The sequence below is a fragment of the Ensifer sp. M14 genome, from assembly GCF_003355565.1.
Classification (GTDB): domain Bacteria; phylum Pseudomonadota; class Alphaproteobacteria; order Rhizobiales; family Rhizobiaceae; genus Ensifer.
In genome coordinates this window covers 611,719-625,357 of the sequence record NZ_QJNR01000014.1, presented here as the reverse complement: position 1 = coordinate 625,357, position 13,639 = coordinate 611,719, and the positions used below count along the sequence as shown (strand labels likewise).

Annotated in this window: 15 protein-coding genes and 1 pseudogene; 9 read left to right on the top strand and 7 right to left on the bottom strand. The window is 60.8% G+C overall.

Annotation, left to right across the window (positions count from 1 at the left end):
* Positions 1–378: 378 nt before the first annotated feature.
* On the top strand, positions 379–759 hold the full coding sequence (locus tag BLJAPNOD_RS31390) for a hypothetical protein (protein ID WP_199566079.1): 381 nt from the start codon (positions 379–381) through the stop codon (positions 757–759).
* Here the strand turns inward: BLJAPNOD_RS31390 and BLJAPNOD_RS35750 are convergent.
* Together BLJAPNOD_RS35750 and BLJAPNOD_RS35745 are read right to left on the bottom strand one after the other, a co-directional pair.
* Positions 732–962, bottom strand: a pseudogene (locus BLJAPNOD_RS35750) (hypothetical protein); the annotation flags it as partial. The gene BLJAPNOD_RS31390 and the pseudogene BLJAPNOD_RS35750 overlap by 28 nt on opposite strands.
* 177 nt (positions 963–1,139) lie before the next feature.
* Complete coding sequence (locus BLJAPNOD_RS35745; protein WP_199566069.1) at positions 1,140–1,289, bottom strand: hypothetical protein; 150 nt, start codon at positions 1,287–1,289, stop codon at positions 1,140–1,142.
* A gap of 343 nt (positions 1,290–1,632) precedes the next feature.
* Between BLJAPNOD_RS35745 and BLJAPNOD_RS31380 the strand changes: the two genes are divergently transcribed.
* Entirely contained in the window at positions 1,633–2,106 is a 474-nt protein-coding gene (locus BLJAPNOD_RS31380; RefSeq protein WP_115422660.1) for an Rrf2 family transcriptional regulator, read from the top strand.
* A 154-nt stretch (positions 2,107–2,260) separates the two neighbouring features.
* The gene (locus BLJAPNOD_RS31375; protein ID WP_115422659.1) at positions 2,261–2,725 is read left to right on the top strand and encodes a group III truncated hemoglobin; all 465 of its coding nucleotides are present in this window, start codon (positions 2,261–2,263) and stop codon (positions 2,723–2,725) included.
* A gap of 733 nt (positions 2,726–3,458) precedes the next feature.
* Here the strand turns inward: BLJAPNOD_RS31375 and BLJAPNOD_RS31370 are convergent.
* Together BLJAPNOD_RS31370 and BLJAPNOD_RS31365 are read right to left on the bottom strand one after the other, a co-directional pair.
* Positions 3,459–4,838: a sensor histidine kinase gene (locus tag BLJAPNOD_RS31370; protein ID WP_115422658.1), complete on the bottom strand. Its 1,380-nt coding sequence runs from the start codon at positions 4,836–4,838 to the stop codon at positions 3,459–3,461.
* Positions 4,835–5,512, bottom strand: coding sequence for a response regulator transcription factor (locus BLJAPNOD_RS31365; protein ID WP_115422657.1), 678 nt, complete (start codon positions 5,510–5,512; stop codon positions 4,835–4,837). Before BLJAPNOD_RS31365 ends, BLJAPNOD_RS31370 begins: the two co-directional genes overlap by 4 nt.
* A gap of 77 nt (positions 5,513–5,589) precedes the next feature.
* On the opposite strand from BLJAPNOD_RS31365, the gene BLJAPNOD_RS31360 reads away from it, so the two are divergent.
* Positions 5,590–6,657 (top strand): ABC transporter substrate-binding protein, encoded by a 1,068-nt coding sequence (locus tag BLJAPNOD_RS31360; RefSeq protein WP_115422656.1) that lies wholly within the window; start codon positions 5,590–5,592, stop codon positions 6,655–6,657.
* Between the two features lie 66 nt (positions 6,658–6,723).
* On the opposite strand, the gene BLJAPNOD_RS31355 is transcribed toward BLJAPNOD_RS31360, so the two are convergent.
* Positions 6,724–7,638 carry a LysR family transcriptional regulator gene (locus tag BLJAPNOD_RS31355; RefSeq protein WP_115422655.1) on the bottom strand — a complete coding sequence of 305 codons (915 nt, stop codon included), beginning with the start codon at positions 7,636–7,638 and terminating at the stop codon, positions 6,724–6,726.
* Positions 7,639–7,732: 94 nt separating this feature from the next.
* On the opposite strand from BLJAPNOD_RS31355, the gene BLJAPNOD_RS31350 reads away from it, so the two are divergent.
* Positions 7,733–8,530: an NAD(P)H-dependent oxidoreductase gene (locus BLJAPNOD_RS31350; protein WP_115422654.1), complete on the top strand. Its 798-nt coding sequence runs from the start codon at positions 7,733–7,735 to the stop codon at positions 8,528–8,530.
* Between the two features lie 242 nt (positions 8,531–8,772).
* Here the strand turns inward: BLJAPNOD_RS31350 and BLJAPNOD_RS31345 are convergent, their stop codons facing one another.
* Positions 8,773–9,210: a type II toxin-antitoxin system VapC family toxin gene (locus BLJAPNOD_RS31345; RefSeq protein ID WP_115422653.1), complete on the bottom strand. Its 438-nt coding sequence runs from the start codon at positions 9,208–9,210 to the stop codon at positions 8,773–8,775.
* Positions 9,210–9,455: a type II toxin-antitoxin system VapB family antitoxin gene (locus tag BLJAPNOD_RS31340; RefSeq protein ID WP_115422652.1), complete on the bottom strand. Its 246-nt coding sequence runs from the start codon at positions 9,453–9,455 to the stop codon at positions 9,210–9,212. The genes BLJAPNOD_RS31345 and BLJAPNOD_RS31340 overlap by 1 nt, the downstream gene beginning before the upstream one ends.
* A gap of 488 nt (positions 9,456–9,943) precedes the next feature.
* Here BLJAPNOD_RS31340 and BLJAPNOD_RS31335 point away from each other — a divergent pair, with 488 nt between their 5' ends.
* The 4 genes from BLJAPNOD_RS31335 to BLJAPNOD_RS31320 all read left to right on the top strand — a co-directional run bounded on the left by BLJAPNOD_RS31335 (position 9,944) and on the right by BLJAPNOD_RS31320 (position 13,331).
* Entirely contained in the window at positions 9,944–10,888 is a 945-nt protein-coding gene (locus tag BLJAPNOD_RS31335; RefSeq protein WP_077499119.1) for a tripartite tricarboxylate transporter substrate binding protein, read from the top strand.
* Positions 10,885–11,376 (top strand): tripartite tricarboxylate transporter TctB family protein, encoded by a 492-nt coding sequence (locus BLJAPNOD_RS31330; RefSeq protein ID WP_077499121.1) that lies wholly within the window; start codon positions 10,885–10,887, stop codon positions 11,374–11,376. Before BLJAPNOD_RS31335 ends, BLJAPNOD_RS31330 begins: the two co-directional genes overlap by 4 nt.
* A 14-nt stretch (positions 11,377–11,390) precedes the next feature.
* The gene (locus BLJAPNOD_RS31325) at positions 11,391–12,908 is read left to right on the top strand and encodes a tripartite tricarboxylate transporter permease (protein WP_077499123.1); all 1,518 of its coding nucleotides are present in this window, start codon (positions 11,391–11,393) and stop codon (positions 12,906–12,908) included.
* Positions 12,909–13,163: 255 nt separating this feature from the next.
* Complete coding sequence (locus BLJAPNOD_RS31320; protein ID WP_115422651.1) at positions 13,164–13,331, top strand: hypothetical protein; 168 nt, start codon at positions 13,164–13,166, stop codon at positions 13,329–13,331.
* Positions 13,332–13,639: the final 308 nt, after the last annotated feature.

Below are 13,639 nucleotides of genomic sequence, written 5' to 3'. Positions count from 1 at the left end.
AAAGGCTTGACGTAGGCTGACGGCATGAGGCTCACCTTAAGGCTGAGCTTCGTGACCTCGCGTGCCCATCAGTGCGCCGCGCTGCTTCCTCCACGCCGATCGGACGGCACTGTCCGGTTGGCACGACCGCAATATCGGTCTGAACTGTGCCCTTCGGCGGTGAGCGTCAGAAAGGGTTGCCAAGGCGAGTACAAAGTAGAGGGGTCTACCTGCATCAGCCCGGCAGTTCTAGCGCGCGGTTGAGCCCGCCGAAATTCAGCCAAACGCCGTGCAACTCGCCCCTCTCACGCAATCGGTTCTATCGCGCTACTATGCGATAGCGTTCCTGCAGCGACCTTGCTGTGGGATGCCAATCGTTCTTGCGGAGGGATTGTGTTGATGGGGCTATTTCAGCTCAATGCATTTCGGCCCGCGATACGCCCGTCGGACCTGACGAGCACGTCAGTCGACACGGTATTCTGGGAATCGGAGCATGAAGCAGAATATACGATCGGGTGGGTCCGGATTACGCTTGGTCTTGCCTTGTTTGCGAGTGGTTTCCTGGTTTCCTCCGAAACGGCCGACCTCGCTCAAGAGTACAATCTGAACCAGCTTCGCCTCACGGCGCTGATGACAGTCGCCGCCTTTCTGGCCCTCGGCATCGTGTCTTTCCTGCTCGTTGTCAGCCGCCGGTTCAGGCCCTGGATGGCGTTTGCCCTGGTTACAGGAGACGCAGCGATCCTTGGGACCAGCGAAACGACATTGCTGAAGGTCTCATGATCGCCAAGCACCTGCAGGACGTCCTGGTGACGGAAGAGAGACCATCCCAGATAGTCGCTGTGGGCGACCGGACATTCTTCGCGCATTTGGTCGTAGGCCCGGATCTGGTTCTGCTGGACCTGCGGGCTGCGCGGATCCCAATCGTGCGCAGGACCAGGGCTTGGCCAGGCCGTTTGGTAGGGCTTCCGATTATTCGTCGCCATTTGTCGCGTCCATGTTGTGCTGGCGACAACCAACACACGAGACGGGCGCGAAACTCTTTGTCCTTACTCAAAGAAATCTGCGCCGGGCCTTTTGATCCGTCAAAAATCGGGACGATCCCGTCAGCGCATACTCGACACTGGAAACCGGGATACCGAACCGAACTCGGTTGCCTCCCGCTAAACGAAGACCATGATCGCGGTATAACCTATCGCAATCAATATGAGCCCAGCGATAAGCATCGGCATCAAGCTGCTGCCGCCCAGATCTCTTCCGCTCACGTGTTCGCCGGAGAACACCAAAGGTTTGCGTGTTTCATTCGTGTCCATATTGCCCTCGCTTATTGTGGTAAGTGATATACCACTTTATGGGTTATGTGACATGACAAATTATCGCAGCACCCAACACCGCATCGAGGGGGCATTCGCCCGCTTTTTGGGCACACCTCGGATGGCCTGATCGTGTTGGGACGCGGCATACTTGCATCGAGGCTCCACCGGTGTCCGGGTTACCATATAGGCGATCCTAAACTTCGCGGGTCACCGCAGTTTAGACTGCGCCCCGGCAGGCATGAAATGAGGCTGCGACGCTAATGCACTTTCGGCCGCTCGAGACTTTCGATAAAAGTGGTATTTGAAATGCAGCTTAATGAGCCTGCCGGGAGACGACTGAATGCGCATGACGCTTCATACGGACTACGCTTTGCGCATGCTGATCTACGTGGCCACACGACCCGACAGAATGTGTACCGTTAACGAAGTTGCCTCAGCTTATGACCTTTCGCGCAATCACCTGCTCAAGGTGGCACAGACGCTGCGAGATCTCGGCCTCGTGGAGACGACGCGCGGGCGCTCCGGCGGGATCCGCCTCGCCAAGGTGCCGGAAGAAATCGCAGTCGGCGCCTTGGTACGGGCAACAGAGGAGGAATTCTCGCTCGCCGAATGCATGCAGGCTGGAGGTCGCGCCTGCGCGATCTCGCCGGCGTGCCGGCTCAAGAGCATGCTTCACGAGGCGCTCGGCGCTTTCCTTGCGGTTCTCGACAAATACACGCTTGCCGACATTGTCGTGAACCGGGCCGCGCTCGGCCCGCTGCTCGGGATCGACACAACGACGGCACACCAAGCCAAGGGAGAACAGGCCAAGTGAGTGCGGGAATGTTATCGGAATTGACCGCTGCGGACCCACTGGCCATGCTTTTTCCGGCCCCCGCCGCACGCAGCGTCGCGACCGAATTGCTCGGGCCCATGGTCGTCTTCCTCCCGCTCGCTCACGACACCTCATACAACGATAGGACAATCCGATGAAAGGCAGAACCGCCCCGGAACGCACCATTGTCATCGATGGCAAGCCCCTGCCGGAGGTGCTTGATGAAGCGATGGTCCACGCCGTCGTGCACGGCTTCTACGGCGAGGTCCGCAAGGACGACCTTCTCGGACCAATCTTCAACGGGCATATCGCGCCGCAAGACTGGCCGGCGCATCTGGCCACGATGTGCGACTTCTGGTCTGCAACGCTTTTGCGCACCGATCGCTACGCGGGCCGCCCGCTACCACCTCATCTTGCCATACCGGGACTCCAGGAACAGCATTTCCGTCGCTGGCTAACGCACTTCCGCACCGCCGTTGAGCAAACCTGCCCAGCGGATGTGTCCGACCTCTTCCTGGACCGGGCGTTGCGCATCGCCCATTCCTTCCGCCTCGCCATTGCCTTCAACCGCGGCGAAGATTCCACGGCAATAACGCCGATCTGGAAAGAGGCGCTATGAGGTGCAATCAGGTAGCAAAGACCACCGAAAACGGCTTAAACATATGAATTGCCATAGGAATTTTCGTCGAAACTTCCGCTATGAGATAGTGCCACTAATCAATGCGCCCAACGCTTGGTTTGCGGAAGCAAATTTGACCTCACCATGTTGGCAAGACGGTAGCGAACGTCATCGACGAATTCCTTTGAGACCATTCCATCGTCAATCCTATGCGGATCATTCGACATTGGGCGTAAGTGGTCTCCGGGCCATTGGTATTTGCCAGTCACGTCTTGCAGAATTAGCAAGCGATCCCTTCACGTCGACGAGGCAGGCCTTTCTTTTGCACTGTGGCCATCGAGCGCGCTTCCAACATGCGAATGCTCCCGCCAAGCGTCGATAGGATCTGCCAGCCAAGTCCAAATTCGATCCGTCACGCAAGCTACGTAGAGTCCAAACGAACATATGCTCGCCGCGCAAGGCTGCCACGACACTACTGCTCTGGTAATTGAGCCCGGGATCGACTATACGTCCGCCATCCAAAACTATCGGAGATTTATCATGTTGTCGCAGCGCAAGCTTGCGAGCCAGTTCCAGCCGCGTTTCGTTCTTCAGCTTTGGAACGCGATGCTTCGGGTTCAGACCCGCGAAACAGCTTCCCTCTTCGGCCAGCGCAGCCGCTAAAGCGCTTACTGCAGTCCTTGTCCGGCCTGCCCTATCTGTGGCGCTGGATGAGGACTGACCGGCTCCTTGCTCATCCGGCCGGAAACAGGATGGCAACTTTAAGCCCTCGACCACCCGCCCCATCGCCAAGGCTCGTTCGTGCGCCATAAAGTGCTGCAATTTCCTCGACGATCGGCAGGCCCAGCCCCGTTCCCGGAGCCTCGCTGGCGCCGCGCTGAAACCGTCTGAGCACGCTCTCGCGCTGTTCCGGCCTGATCCCAGGCCCGTTGTCTTCGACCTCCAGGGAGACGAAACCTTCGTTTTCGCTGACGCGCGTCGTCACCTCGGCACCGCGCCCGGCATAAAGCAGCGCATTGCCGATGAGGTTCTTCAGCATCTCGCCGACCAGCAGGGGCTCGCCACGAACGAAGGCTTCGCCCTCGCCGTCGAACCCGAGATCGATGCCGGCGTCGCCGGCGGCCGGCACATGCTCGGCGGTGATGCCGCGCGTTAGCTCGACCAGGTCTATTCGCTCGAGCTTCCGCGCCTCGTCCTTGCCGGCAGCATCAATCTTTGCCATCAGCAGCAATTGCGCCAGAATGCGCTCGGCGTTCGCCACGGCCTCATCGGCCTTCTTCACCGCTACCTTTATGTCTTCAATCGACCCTGCGCGCAGCGCGAGAGCCAGTTGCGTGCGGATGATCGCGAGCGGTGTGCGCAGCTGGTGACTAGCGTTGCCGGTAAAATTGCGCAGCGCATCGAGCGCCGACTGTAAGCGCCCCATGAACGAGTTGACCGTATCCACCAGTCCCTGGACTTCGTTCGGCACCCGCTCGCCGATTGGATGCAGATCGTCCGGGCTGCGCTCGGCGATCGCATCGCCCAGGCGATAGAGAGGCCTCAGCGAGAAGGTAACCGCAATCCAGACGATGACCGCTGCACCGGCGATCATCAGGCCAAGGCGCAAAGCGGAGCGAACGAGGATCGTCTGCGCCAATTGCCGGCGCGCGATCGTCGTTTCGGCAACGGTCACGACGAAGGGCACCGAGTTGATGCCGGTCGAGGCCGAACGGCGAAGGGCCGCGATGCGGATCGGCTCGCCGCGGAAGGACGCGTCGGCGAAGCTCGTCGAGCTACCCGGAACCTCGTCAATCGAAGGAAGCGTCTGGTAGCCGGTGATGAATTGCCCCGGCGGGCCGTCGACCCGGTAGAAAACCCGGTCCTGCGCAGCCGATGTCAGCATTTCCAGCGCCACATAGGGAATGTCGACCTCGAGCGATCCATCCTCGGCGACGACCACGCGCTCGGCGATCGCGAGAGCCGAACCGGCAAGAACACGGTCCGAGACGACGTTGGCCGTCGCGACAGCCTCGCGATAGGTATCCATCAACGCGATGACGCCGATGACGGCAGTGGAAATCAACAGCCAGCCAAGCAGCCTTCGGCGTAGGGAGTAGACCGCCGACCTCATTCGGGGTCGGCCGTCTTGTCGAGATAGTAGCCGATACCGCGCGCCGTTCTGACCGTCAGACCATGGGGCGCGAGCCGCTTCCTCAGACGGCTGACATATTGCTCGATCGCGTTCGGGCTCAGGTCGTCGTCGAAACCGGTCAGCGACTGCATGATCGCCTCCTTGGCGACGACCTTGCCGGCCCGCATGAACAGGACTTCGAGCAGCCCCAGCTCACGCGCCGGGATTTCGATCGGCACACCGCCGGACGAAAAGCTGCGCGCATTGAGATCGAGCGACACATTGCCGTAGCTGACCGTCGATGCCCGCAAACCCGCCTGTCGGCGCAGCAGCACGCGCACGCGCGCTTCGAACTCGCCGATATCGAACGGCTTGATCATGTAATCGTCGGCGCCGAGATCGAGGCCCTTCACCCGCTCCTCCGGCGTGCCTCGTGCCGTCAGGATCAACACGGCAGCGCTGTTCTGCCGGGCACGCATCGCCCTCAAGACATCGAGCCCGTCCATCTCGGGAAGGTTCAGGTCAAGGATCACCAGATCAAATGTCTCGGCGGCGGCAACCGCGTGGGCCGATGCGCCATCGCTGACGACATCGACGGCATAGCCGCTACCGCGCAGGATGGCTGACAGGCCCTCGGCCAGGACCTGATTGTCTTCAACAAGCAATATACGCAATTGTCTTTACTCCCCGCTCCACTCTATCCGCCGTCGGCTTGCTTGTGAACGGTGGCGCGCTGAGGCATTGTGGATTTATGCGGTACTTGATTTCTTTTCTCTTTTTCGTTCTCTGTCCCCAGTTGCTTCTGGCGGCACCGGTCATTTTCCCGGCGCTCTCCGGCGCCTCAGATGCCCGTACGCTGGTCGTCTATTCCTCGCTCGACGAGCCACTCGCCAAACCCATGATCCTCGGCTTTCAACAAGCCAACCCGGATGTTGCCGTGCGCTATGAGGACATGCTGACGGGTGAGATCTACGACCGTATCGTCAAGGAAACCGACGCGGGACTGAAGACTGCGGACTTCGCCTTCTCGTCCGCAATGGATCTGCAAGTCAAGCTCAGCAACGACGGCTACGCCCAGCGCAGCGACATGCCGATGAGCGGTCGCTGGCCGGCCTGGGCAAACTGGCGCAACACGGCCTATGCGCTCACCTTCGAGCCGGCTGTCTTCGTCTACCACAAGCCGAGCTTTACCAGGGAAGCACCGCCTTCGACCCGCGCCGAATTCGTCGAATACCTGAAGCGCCAGGGCGCCGATGTCTTCGGCCGGATCGGCACCTATGACATCGAGCGTTCGGGCGTCGGCTTTCTCTTCATGTCGCGCGACCAGGAACAGTTCGGCGACATCTGGGATGTCATCCAGGCAATGGGAGCCGCCGGCGTCAAACTCTATTCGACCAGCCAGGCCATTCTGGAGCGTGTCGCCGACGGGCGGTTCGTGCTCGGCTACAACATCCTCGGCTCCTATGCTGCCGATTGGGCAAAACGGCACCCGGATGTCGGCATCGTGCTGCCCAAGGACTATACCGTCGTAATGTCGCGCATCGGTCTCGTGCCGCAGGCCTCCGCCTCCCCCGACCTCGGTCGCCGCTATCTGGAATTCTTCATGTCGAAGGAAGGCCAGACCATCATGGCACGTCAATTGCAGATCCCTGCCGTCAGCCCCGATGTCGCGGGCGAGAATACTGCCAACACCATGCAGGAAATGCTTGGCGCGCAATTGCGCCCCGTTCCCGTAAGCCCAGGTTTGATGGTCTATCTCGATCAGGTGAAGCGGTCGCGGCTGATTGCTCGCTGGAACGAGGTTCTGCGGCTCCACTAGCTTGAGCCTTCTTCACCCGCGAAATGTGCTTGTTGGTCTGGTCGGCATGGGCCGTTCAGTGCCAGGCTACTCCAGACCCGGAATGTCGTCGATCCGCTCGGCCAAATAGTCGACAAGCAACCGCACGCGGGCAATGCCCGCACGCTCCGGTGCGATCAGCATGCTCAACGGCACGGCCGGCAGAAGATAATCAGTAAGGATGGGCACCAACCGGCCGGCGGCGAGCAGGTCGTCGACGAGCCAACGGTGTGCCGGGGCGATACCGCGGCCAGCAACAAGCGCCTCGCGGGCTGCCAGTCCATGATCAACCCGCAGACGGCCATGGAAAGGCACTCTATGCCGTTCGCCGCTCTTGCCGTGAAGCTCCAGCAGGTCGCTGCCCGTCACATTCGACATGCGAATGCCCTCGTGCTCCGATAGATCGCGGGGAACGATCGGCGTTCCTCGCTTGGTGAGATACTCCGGCGCGGCGACCAAAAGACGCTGGCTTTCTCCCAGTGCCCGCAACTTCATGGAGCTGTCTGTCAGCGGCCCCAGTCGCATCGCGATGTCGATCCCCTCCCGCACAAGATCGATGCGCTCGTCCGTAAGGTTGAGATCGACGCCGATATCCGGGTACTGCTCCTGAAAGGCAAAGATCAATCGCGTGGCGTGCAGCACGCCGAAAGCCGCAGTACAGGAAACCCGGATCGTCCCGGCCGATGCGCCACGGCTTCCGCGGGCCTCATCGCCGGCCTGCTCCACCAGGCGCAGGATCTGGACGCTGTTGGCATAGTATTGGCTGCCCTCGTCCGTCATCGTTACGCGCCGGGTCGTGCGGCTGATGAGTGGGACGCCCAGCGCCTCCTCCAGTTCACGCAACTGTCGCGTCACGGTCGACTGCCCAAGCCCGAGCTCCCGCGCGACGGCCGACAGGCTGCCGCGCTCGGCGACGCGCACAAAGGTCCTGATACGTTCGAGCGTGATATCGGATTTATCCATTTTTCGGCACAATCATATGCATTCCTGAGACATAATAGGGCGATACGCGGCTGTCTATATCCAAGGTCGGTTTCTCATCACAGGAATGCTGATCATGAAAGTCTTGCTTGTTTTCGCCCACCCGGAGCCGCGCTCACTCAACGGTTCCCTTCGCGACGTCGCCGTCCGTGAGTTGGAGGCCCAGGGGCACGAAGTCAGGGTATCCGACCTTTACGCCGACAAGTGGAAATCAGAAATCGATCGCCCCGACTTCCCGTCTCTGGGCCACGATACGCCGTTCCAACCAAGCCGCGCCTCGAAAGCCGCCTTTGCAGCTGGCCAACTGACCGGGGATGTGAAGGCTGAACACGAGAAGCTGTTATGGGCCGATACGCTCATCCTGCAGTTTCCGCTCTGGTGGTACACGATGCCGGCGATCCTGAAGGGTTGGGTGGATCGGGTATACGCCTATGGATTTGCCTACGGTGTGGGTGAGCACAGCGACGCGCATTGGGGCGACCGGTTTGGCGAGGGCACGTTCAAGGGCAAGCGGGCCATGCTGATCGTCACCACCGGCGGCTGGCAGGAGCATTACTCGGCCCGCGGGGTCAACGGACCGATCGACGACCTCTTGTTCCCCATCAACCACGGCATCCTCTACTATCCGGGATATGATGTCCTGCCGCCTTTCGTCGCCTACCGGCTCGATCGCATCGACGAAGCCGGCTTCGACGATATTGCTGAAAGCCTGCGCGAGAGGATGCGAACCCTTTCGACCACACCGCCCATCCCTTACCGGCGCCAGAACGGAGGCGACTATCTGATCCCGAGCCTCGAGCTGCGTCCAGACCTCGCCAACCCGAGTGATCGAGGCTTCGCCCTCCACATCGATCGGCGAGATGCAGCTGAGTAACCGTGCAGCATTGCGGACGAAATTTCCCGACGGATTTACCAGCTCTTGCGCATCGCCAGCCATCCGTTTCGCGGTCTCTAATCGGAGGAGGCCGGACGTAACTCCGACCTCCCTTTTGGGCGCCGAGTGCCGACACGCCACGTTGCATTCCAGCGACGGTGCCGGGTTCAGGACGTTGGCTGCTACTCAAGACAAGGAATTCGTCGACTGTCTACAGCTTGACTTCGTCCCAAGCGGCGATCTCAGGCAGCATCGATATCTGTCCTGGAAAAGTCATCGCCTTTGAACAGAAGCGGAATATTTTGGGACTTCGCACACGCATAAGCAAAACAATCACCGAAATTCAGCCTAGCCGGATGACCAACAAAGCGACCATAGTTGCGTGCCGCCTCAATTGCGGCGCGATGCAGGGATCCGCTAATAGGCATTTCATGGCCATCGATTGCTTCAAGGAATTGCGCAACGCTCTCCTGCGCCAGTTCGATGATCTCCGGAGGCGTTGGGACCTGGTCACCGTTGTGCGAGATGGCAATGATACGTGCCAGGCTGATCACCGCTTCGAACACAGCAAGTGACGAGTAAAAGATTGGCGTCTTTGACATTTCGATTTTGGCGAGATGGTAGCCAGCATCCTCCTCGCCGGCCAACACCGCCACGATCACAGAGGCGTCCAGAAACATCAGAGTTCCCACATCTCGTCGGTGAAGCGCTTCATGTCGAAGCTGGGCTTCCTCGAACCCATACGCGCTCGGAAATTCTCTTGAATTTTCGCGACGCGCTCGCGTAGCGGCACTTCTTGCCGTATGCGATCGAGTTCATGCTGCAAAGCACGCCGAACGGCCTCTGTCTTGTTAGGAGCCTTGGACAGCTTCTGAAGTTCGGAAGCGAGATCGTCGACTGTGTCGTCACGAATATAGAGTGCCATGGCTTTTCTTCGAATATGCAACAGGGAATATTGGAATATTCTATTCTGAATATTCAAACATCACAAGACTGACAGTTTTACAATGCGCCATAAAACGAAGATTTGAGCCCGACCTACCTCCCCGCGGCGGCTCGCCCATTCGTAAGCAAATGGGGCGAGAACATTCACGATTCGCGCACTAACCGGAAAAGGAAGGGACGCCTGCCCCATAGCGAGCCAATTCGCGCCGCGAGCGGTAAGTAAAGCCCTGAGATTTCGTAAACACTGCGCTTCATTTGCGCATTGAGGGCTTGATGTCAGCTTAATGTCAGCTTTCTATGATGGCTTAGCAGTCACCGGCGCCCCGTGGAGGCGGGCCCGCCGGTTGCGCACTGGGAGGAAGCCACCAATCCGGTCAGCGACAAGGGTCCTCGGGCACCGTCGCGTCTTCCCGTTCGCACGCAGAAACAACGTGCGCGTGGAAAATCGCGCCTCATGGAGGACTGACCTTGAAACACTTTTTCCTGGCATCCATTCTCGCCGGCGCTATGGCATTGCCGGCCTATGCGGCTGACTACACCATCATCGCTCCGGCAAATCCGGGCGGCGGCTGGGACCAGACCGCTCGCTCGCTCCAGACCGTCATGCAGCAGGAAGGCATTTCCGGCAACGTTCAGGTTCAGAACGTACCGGGCGCCGGCGGCACCATCGGTCTCGCCCAGTTCGCAAGCCAGCAGAAGGGCAACCCGAACGCGCTCATCGTCGGCGGTTACGTCATGGTCGGTGCAATCCTGACCAACAAGTCGCCGGTTACCCTGAAGGACGTCACACCGATTGCGCGCCTCACCGGCGAGTATGAAGCGATCGTCGTTCCGGCCGCTTCCGAGATCAAGACGATGGCCGACCTCGTCGAAGCCCTCAAGAAAGATCCGGGCGCCGTTTCCTGGGCTGGCGGCTCTGCCGGCGGTACCGACCACATCGCCGTTGGCCTGATCGCCAAGGCAGCTGGTGTCGACCCGACCAAGATCAACTACATCGCCTATTCCGGCGGCGGCGAAGCCCTTGCAGCCATCCTCGGCAGCCAGGTCACGGCCGGCATCTCCGGTTACGGCGAGTTCGAAGCCCAGGTCAAGGCGGGCACGCTGCGCCTGATCGCAGTTTCGAGCGGCGAGCGCCTGCCCGGCATCGACGCGCCGACGCTGAAGGAATCCGGCCTCGATGTCGTCGTTGAAAACTGGCGCATGGTTGCAGCCGCTCCGGGCCTGACCGACGAGCAGAAGGCAGCCGTTTCGGCTGACGTCGAAAAGCTCGCCAAGTCGGCCGGCTGGCAGGAAGTCCTAAAGACCAAGGGCTGGCAGGACAGCTACCTCTCTGGCGACGCTTTCGCCGCCCAGCTCGACAAGGACGTTGCGGCAACCGAAGGCGTCCTCAAGGACATTGGACTGGTGAAATGACCAAGGGGCTCAACCCTTCAACCACAACGCGTCGCCCGGATCGGGCGGCGCTCTTCATCGCGGCCGTGCTCGCCGCCATCGCTGGCCTCATCTTCTGGGACGTGTCACGCCTTTCGGGCGCTGCCGGTTACTCCCAGGTCGGACCGACGACAGTCCCCTATGCCATCGCCTGCTGTCTCGCGGGCCTTGCCGTCTGGACCGTCTTTGCGGCATTCCGCAACGATTTCCCCGAGCGCGAGCGCCAGGAAATCTCGCCGGTCATCTGGATCGTCGCCGGGCTTGCAGCGCAGATGCTGCTCTTGAACGTCGCAGGCTTTTCGATCGCCACCGGCATTCTCTTTGCGCTCACCGCACGCGGCTTCGGCAAGCGCAAGCTCTGGTTCTCCTTGCCAGTCGGCATCGCGCTCTGTTTTGCCGTCTGGGTGATTTTCGCCAAGCTCCTGCAGTTGTCGCTGCCCGCAGGGCCGCTTGAACGCCTGTTCTTCTAAGAGGGCCGTCGACCATGGCTACTTTTGATTTCCTGCTGCAGGGACTGTGGGTTGCTGCCCAACCGATGAACCTGCTCTACGCGCTGATCGGCGTGACGCTCGGGACCGCCGTCGGCGTTCTCCCTGGCATCGGCCCGGCTTTGACCGTGGCCCTTCTTCTGCCCGTCACCTACCAGCTCGATCCGGCCGGTTCTCTGATCATGTTTGCCGGTATCTATTACGGCGGCATGTATGGCGGCTCGACCACGTCGATCCTGCTCAATACACCGGGCGAAAGTGCCTCGATCGTCACCGCCCTCGAAGGCAACAAGATGGCGCGCGCCGGACGGGGCGGACCCGCCCTTGCCACCGCCGCCATCGGCTCCTTCGTTGCCGGCCTGATCGCCACACTCGGCCTTGCCTTCATCGCGCCCTATATCGTCAAGCTGGCGCTGGTCTTCGGTCCACGCGAATATTTCGCGCTGATGGTCCTCGCCTTCGTCACCGTGTCTTCGGCGTTCGGCGATTCGACCCTTCGCGGGTTGACCGCCCTCTTCGTCGGCCTGGCGCTTTCCGTCGTCGGCATCGACCAGCTGACCGGCCAGGCGCGCCTCTCCTTCGGCGTCCCGGAACTGCTCGACGGCATCGAGGTCACCACGCTCGCCGTGGCGATGTTCGCGATCGGCGAGACCCTGTTCATCGCCGCCCAGGGCGAAAAGGGTCCTGACAAGGTCGAGGCCGTGCGCGGCTCGATCTGGATGAGCAAGCTCGATTGGGCGCGCTCGTGGAAGCCCTGGCTTCGCGGCACGTTCATCGGCTTCCCGATCGGCGCGATGCCGGCCGGCGGCGCCGAGATCGGCACCTTCCTGTCCTATGCGGCGGAAAAGCGCCTGGCAAAACATCCAGAAGAATTCGGCCATGGCGCCATCGAAGGCGTCGCTGGACCGGAAGCCGCCAACAACGCATCGGCTGCCGGTACGCTCGTTCCGCTCCTGACGCTCGGCCTGCCGACGACGGCGACCGCCGCAATCATGCTTGCCGGCTTCCAGCAGTATGGCTTGCAGCCAGGCCCGCTGTTGTTTGCGACCAACCCGCAGCTCGTCTGGGGTCTGATCGCCAGCCTTCTGATTGCCAACTTCATGCTGCTGGTCCTGAACCTGCCGCTGATCGGCCTCTGGGTGAAACTGCTGACCATTCCCAAGCCCTGGCTTTATGCCGGCATTCTGATGTTTGCGACGCTCGGCACCATCGGCGCCAACCCGTCGGTCTACGAACTCGGCATGCTGCTCGCCTTCGGTCTGCTCGGCTATGCCATGCGTGTGTTCGGTTACCCGATTGCGCCTGTCGTCGTCGGCCTGATCCTCGGGCCACTCGCCGAGCAGCAGCTCCGCCGGGCGCTGGCCATCAGCCAGGGTGACGTCAGCGTGCTCTTCACTTCGCCGATCGCCGCCGTGCTGCTGGTCATTGCTGCCGCAGCCCTGATCATCCCGCTGATCCTCAGGGCCCGCGGACGTGGCGAAGTGCTGGCGCAGCTCGCGGCCAACGAAGACTAAACAGCCCTGCTGCGTCGCGCCTGTTCAGGGCCGGCGCGGCAACGCTCCGACCTTCTGCATGATCTTCCTTAAATCGTTTCCGGTTTGGGGGAATTCTGCAGGAGCCTCCCAAGGCTCAAACAGCAGGCCCGGTCGATGGACAGTCGACCGGGCCTGCTTCCGTTGCATGGCTGGAGTGTCCAATTGTGCATTGCAAAAAGACCCGGCAAACCCCATCTTTTGCTCATCAGAGAGAAAACGAAAGCGAGCAAAGAGATGGCTACCACAACTTACCGCAAGGGTTTCATCGGCCGCGCATTCGCAGTTCTCGGCGCCGCTAGCGCCGCTGCCGCTGCTGTCGAGGGCCACCGCCGCCCGAAGGCAAGCGACCTTCGCACCCTGGGCATCGATCCGGCCAACTTCCCGGGTGCAGAGCGCAACTAACAGAGATTTCCAGCGCCCGTCATCGCGACAGGGCGCTTTATCCTCCCAAGGATGAGACGGCTCGACATCGCGAGATGACGGGCCGTCATTTTTTTGCATTTGGGCTTGCTAGCGCCCTGTGGCCGCGCGGACAAAGTCGCGCATGCGCTGCCGCAGAATGCGCCCCCATGGCACCTCCGCATCAATTGCCCGGTATCCGGCCTGCGTCAGTGAAAAGCGAACGCTACCGTCAATCTCTCGTCTTGTGATGTATTGCATGTTCAAGGCGCGAAAGACGGCCGCGTGAAGCTCCTGCGGCCAATCGATAT

Coding starts and splice junctions, on each gene's coding strand:
- BLJAPNOD_RS31390 (WP_199566079.1), top strand. CDS start 379: ATGGGGCTATTTCAGCTCAATGCATTTCGGCCCGCGATACGCCCGTCG.
- BLJAPNOD_RS35745 (WP_199566069.1), bottom strand. CDS start 1,289: ATGGACACGAATGAAACACGCAAACCTTTGGTGTTCTCCGGCGAACAC.
- BLJAPNOD_RS31380 (WP_115422660.1), top strand. CDS start 1,633: ATGCGCATGACGCTTCATACGGACTACGCTTTGCGCATGCTGATCTAC.
- BLJAPNOD_RS31375 (WP_115422659.1), top strand. CDS start 2,261: ATGAAAGGCAGAACCGCCCCGGAACGCACCATTGTCATCGATGGCAAG.
- BLJAPNOD_RS31370 (WP_115422658.1), bottom strand. CDS start 4,838: ATGAGGTCGGCGGTCTACTCCCTACGCCGAAGGCTGCTTGGCTGGCTG.
- BLJAPNOD_RS31360 (WP_115422656.1), top strand. CDS start 5,590: ATGCGGTACTTGATTTCTTTTCTCTTTTTCGTTCTCTGTCCCCAGTTG.
- BLJAPNOD_RS31355 (WP_115422655.1), bottom strand. CDS start 7,638: ATGGATAAATCCGATATCACGCTCGAACGTATCAGGACCTTTGTGCGC.
- BLJAPNOD_RS31350 (WP_115422654.1), top strand. CDS start 7,733: ATGAAAGTCTTGCTTGTTTTCGCCCACCCGGAGCCGCGCTCACTCAAC.
- BLJAPNOD_RS31345 (WP_115422653.1), bottom strand. CDS start 9,210: ATGTTTCTGGACGCCTCTGTGATCGTGGCGGTGTTGGCCGGCGAGGAG.
- BLJAPNOD_RS31340 (WP_115422652.1), bottom strand. CDS start 9,455: ATGGCACTCTATATTCGTGACGACACAGTCGACGATCTCGCTTCCGAA.
- BLJAPNOD_RS31330 (WP_077499121.1), top strand. CDS start 10,885: ATGACCAAGGGGCTCAACCCTTCAACCACAACGCGTCGCCCGGATCGG.
- BLJAPNOD_RS31325 (WP_077499123.1), top strand. CDS start 11,391: ATGGCTACTTTTGATTTCCTGCTGCAGGGACTGTGGGTTGCTGCCCAA.
- BLJAPNOD_RS31320 (WP_115422651.1), top strand. CDS start 13,164: ATGGCTACCACAACTTACCGCAAGGGTTTCATCGGCCGCGCATTCGCA.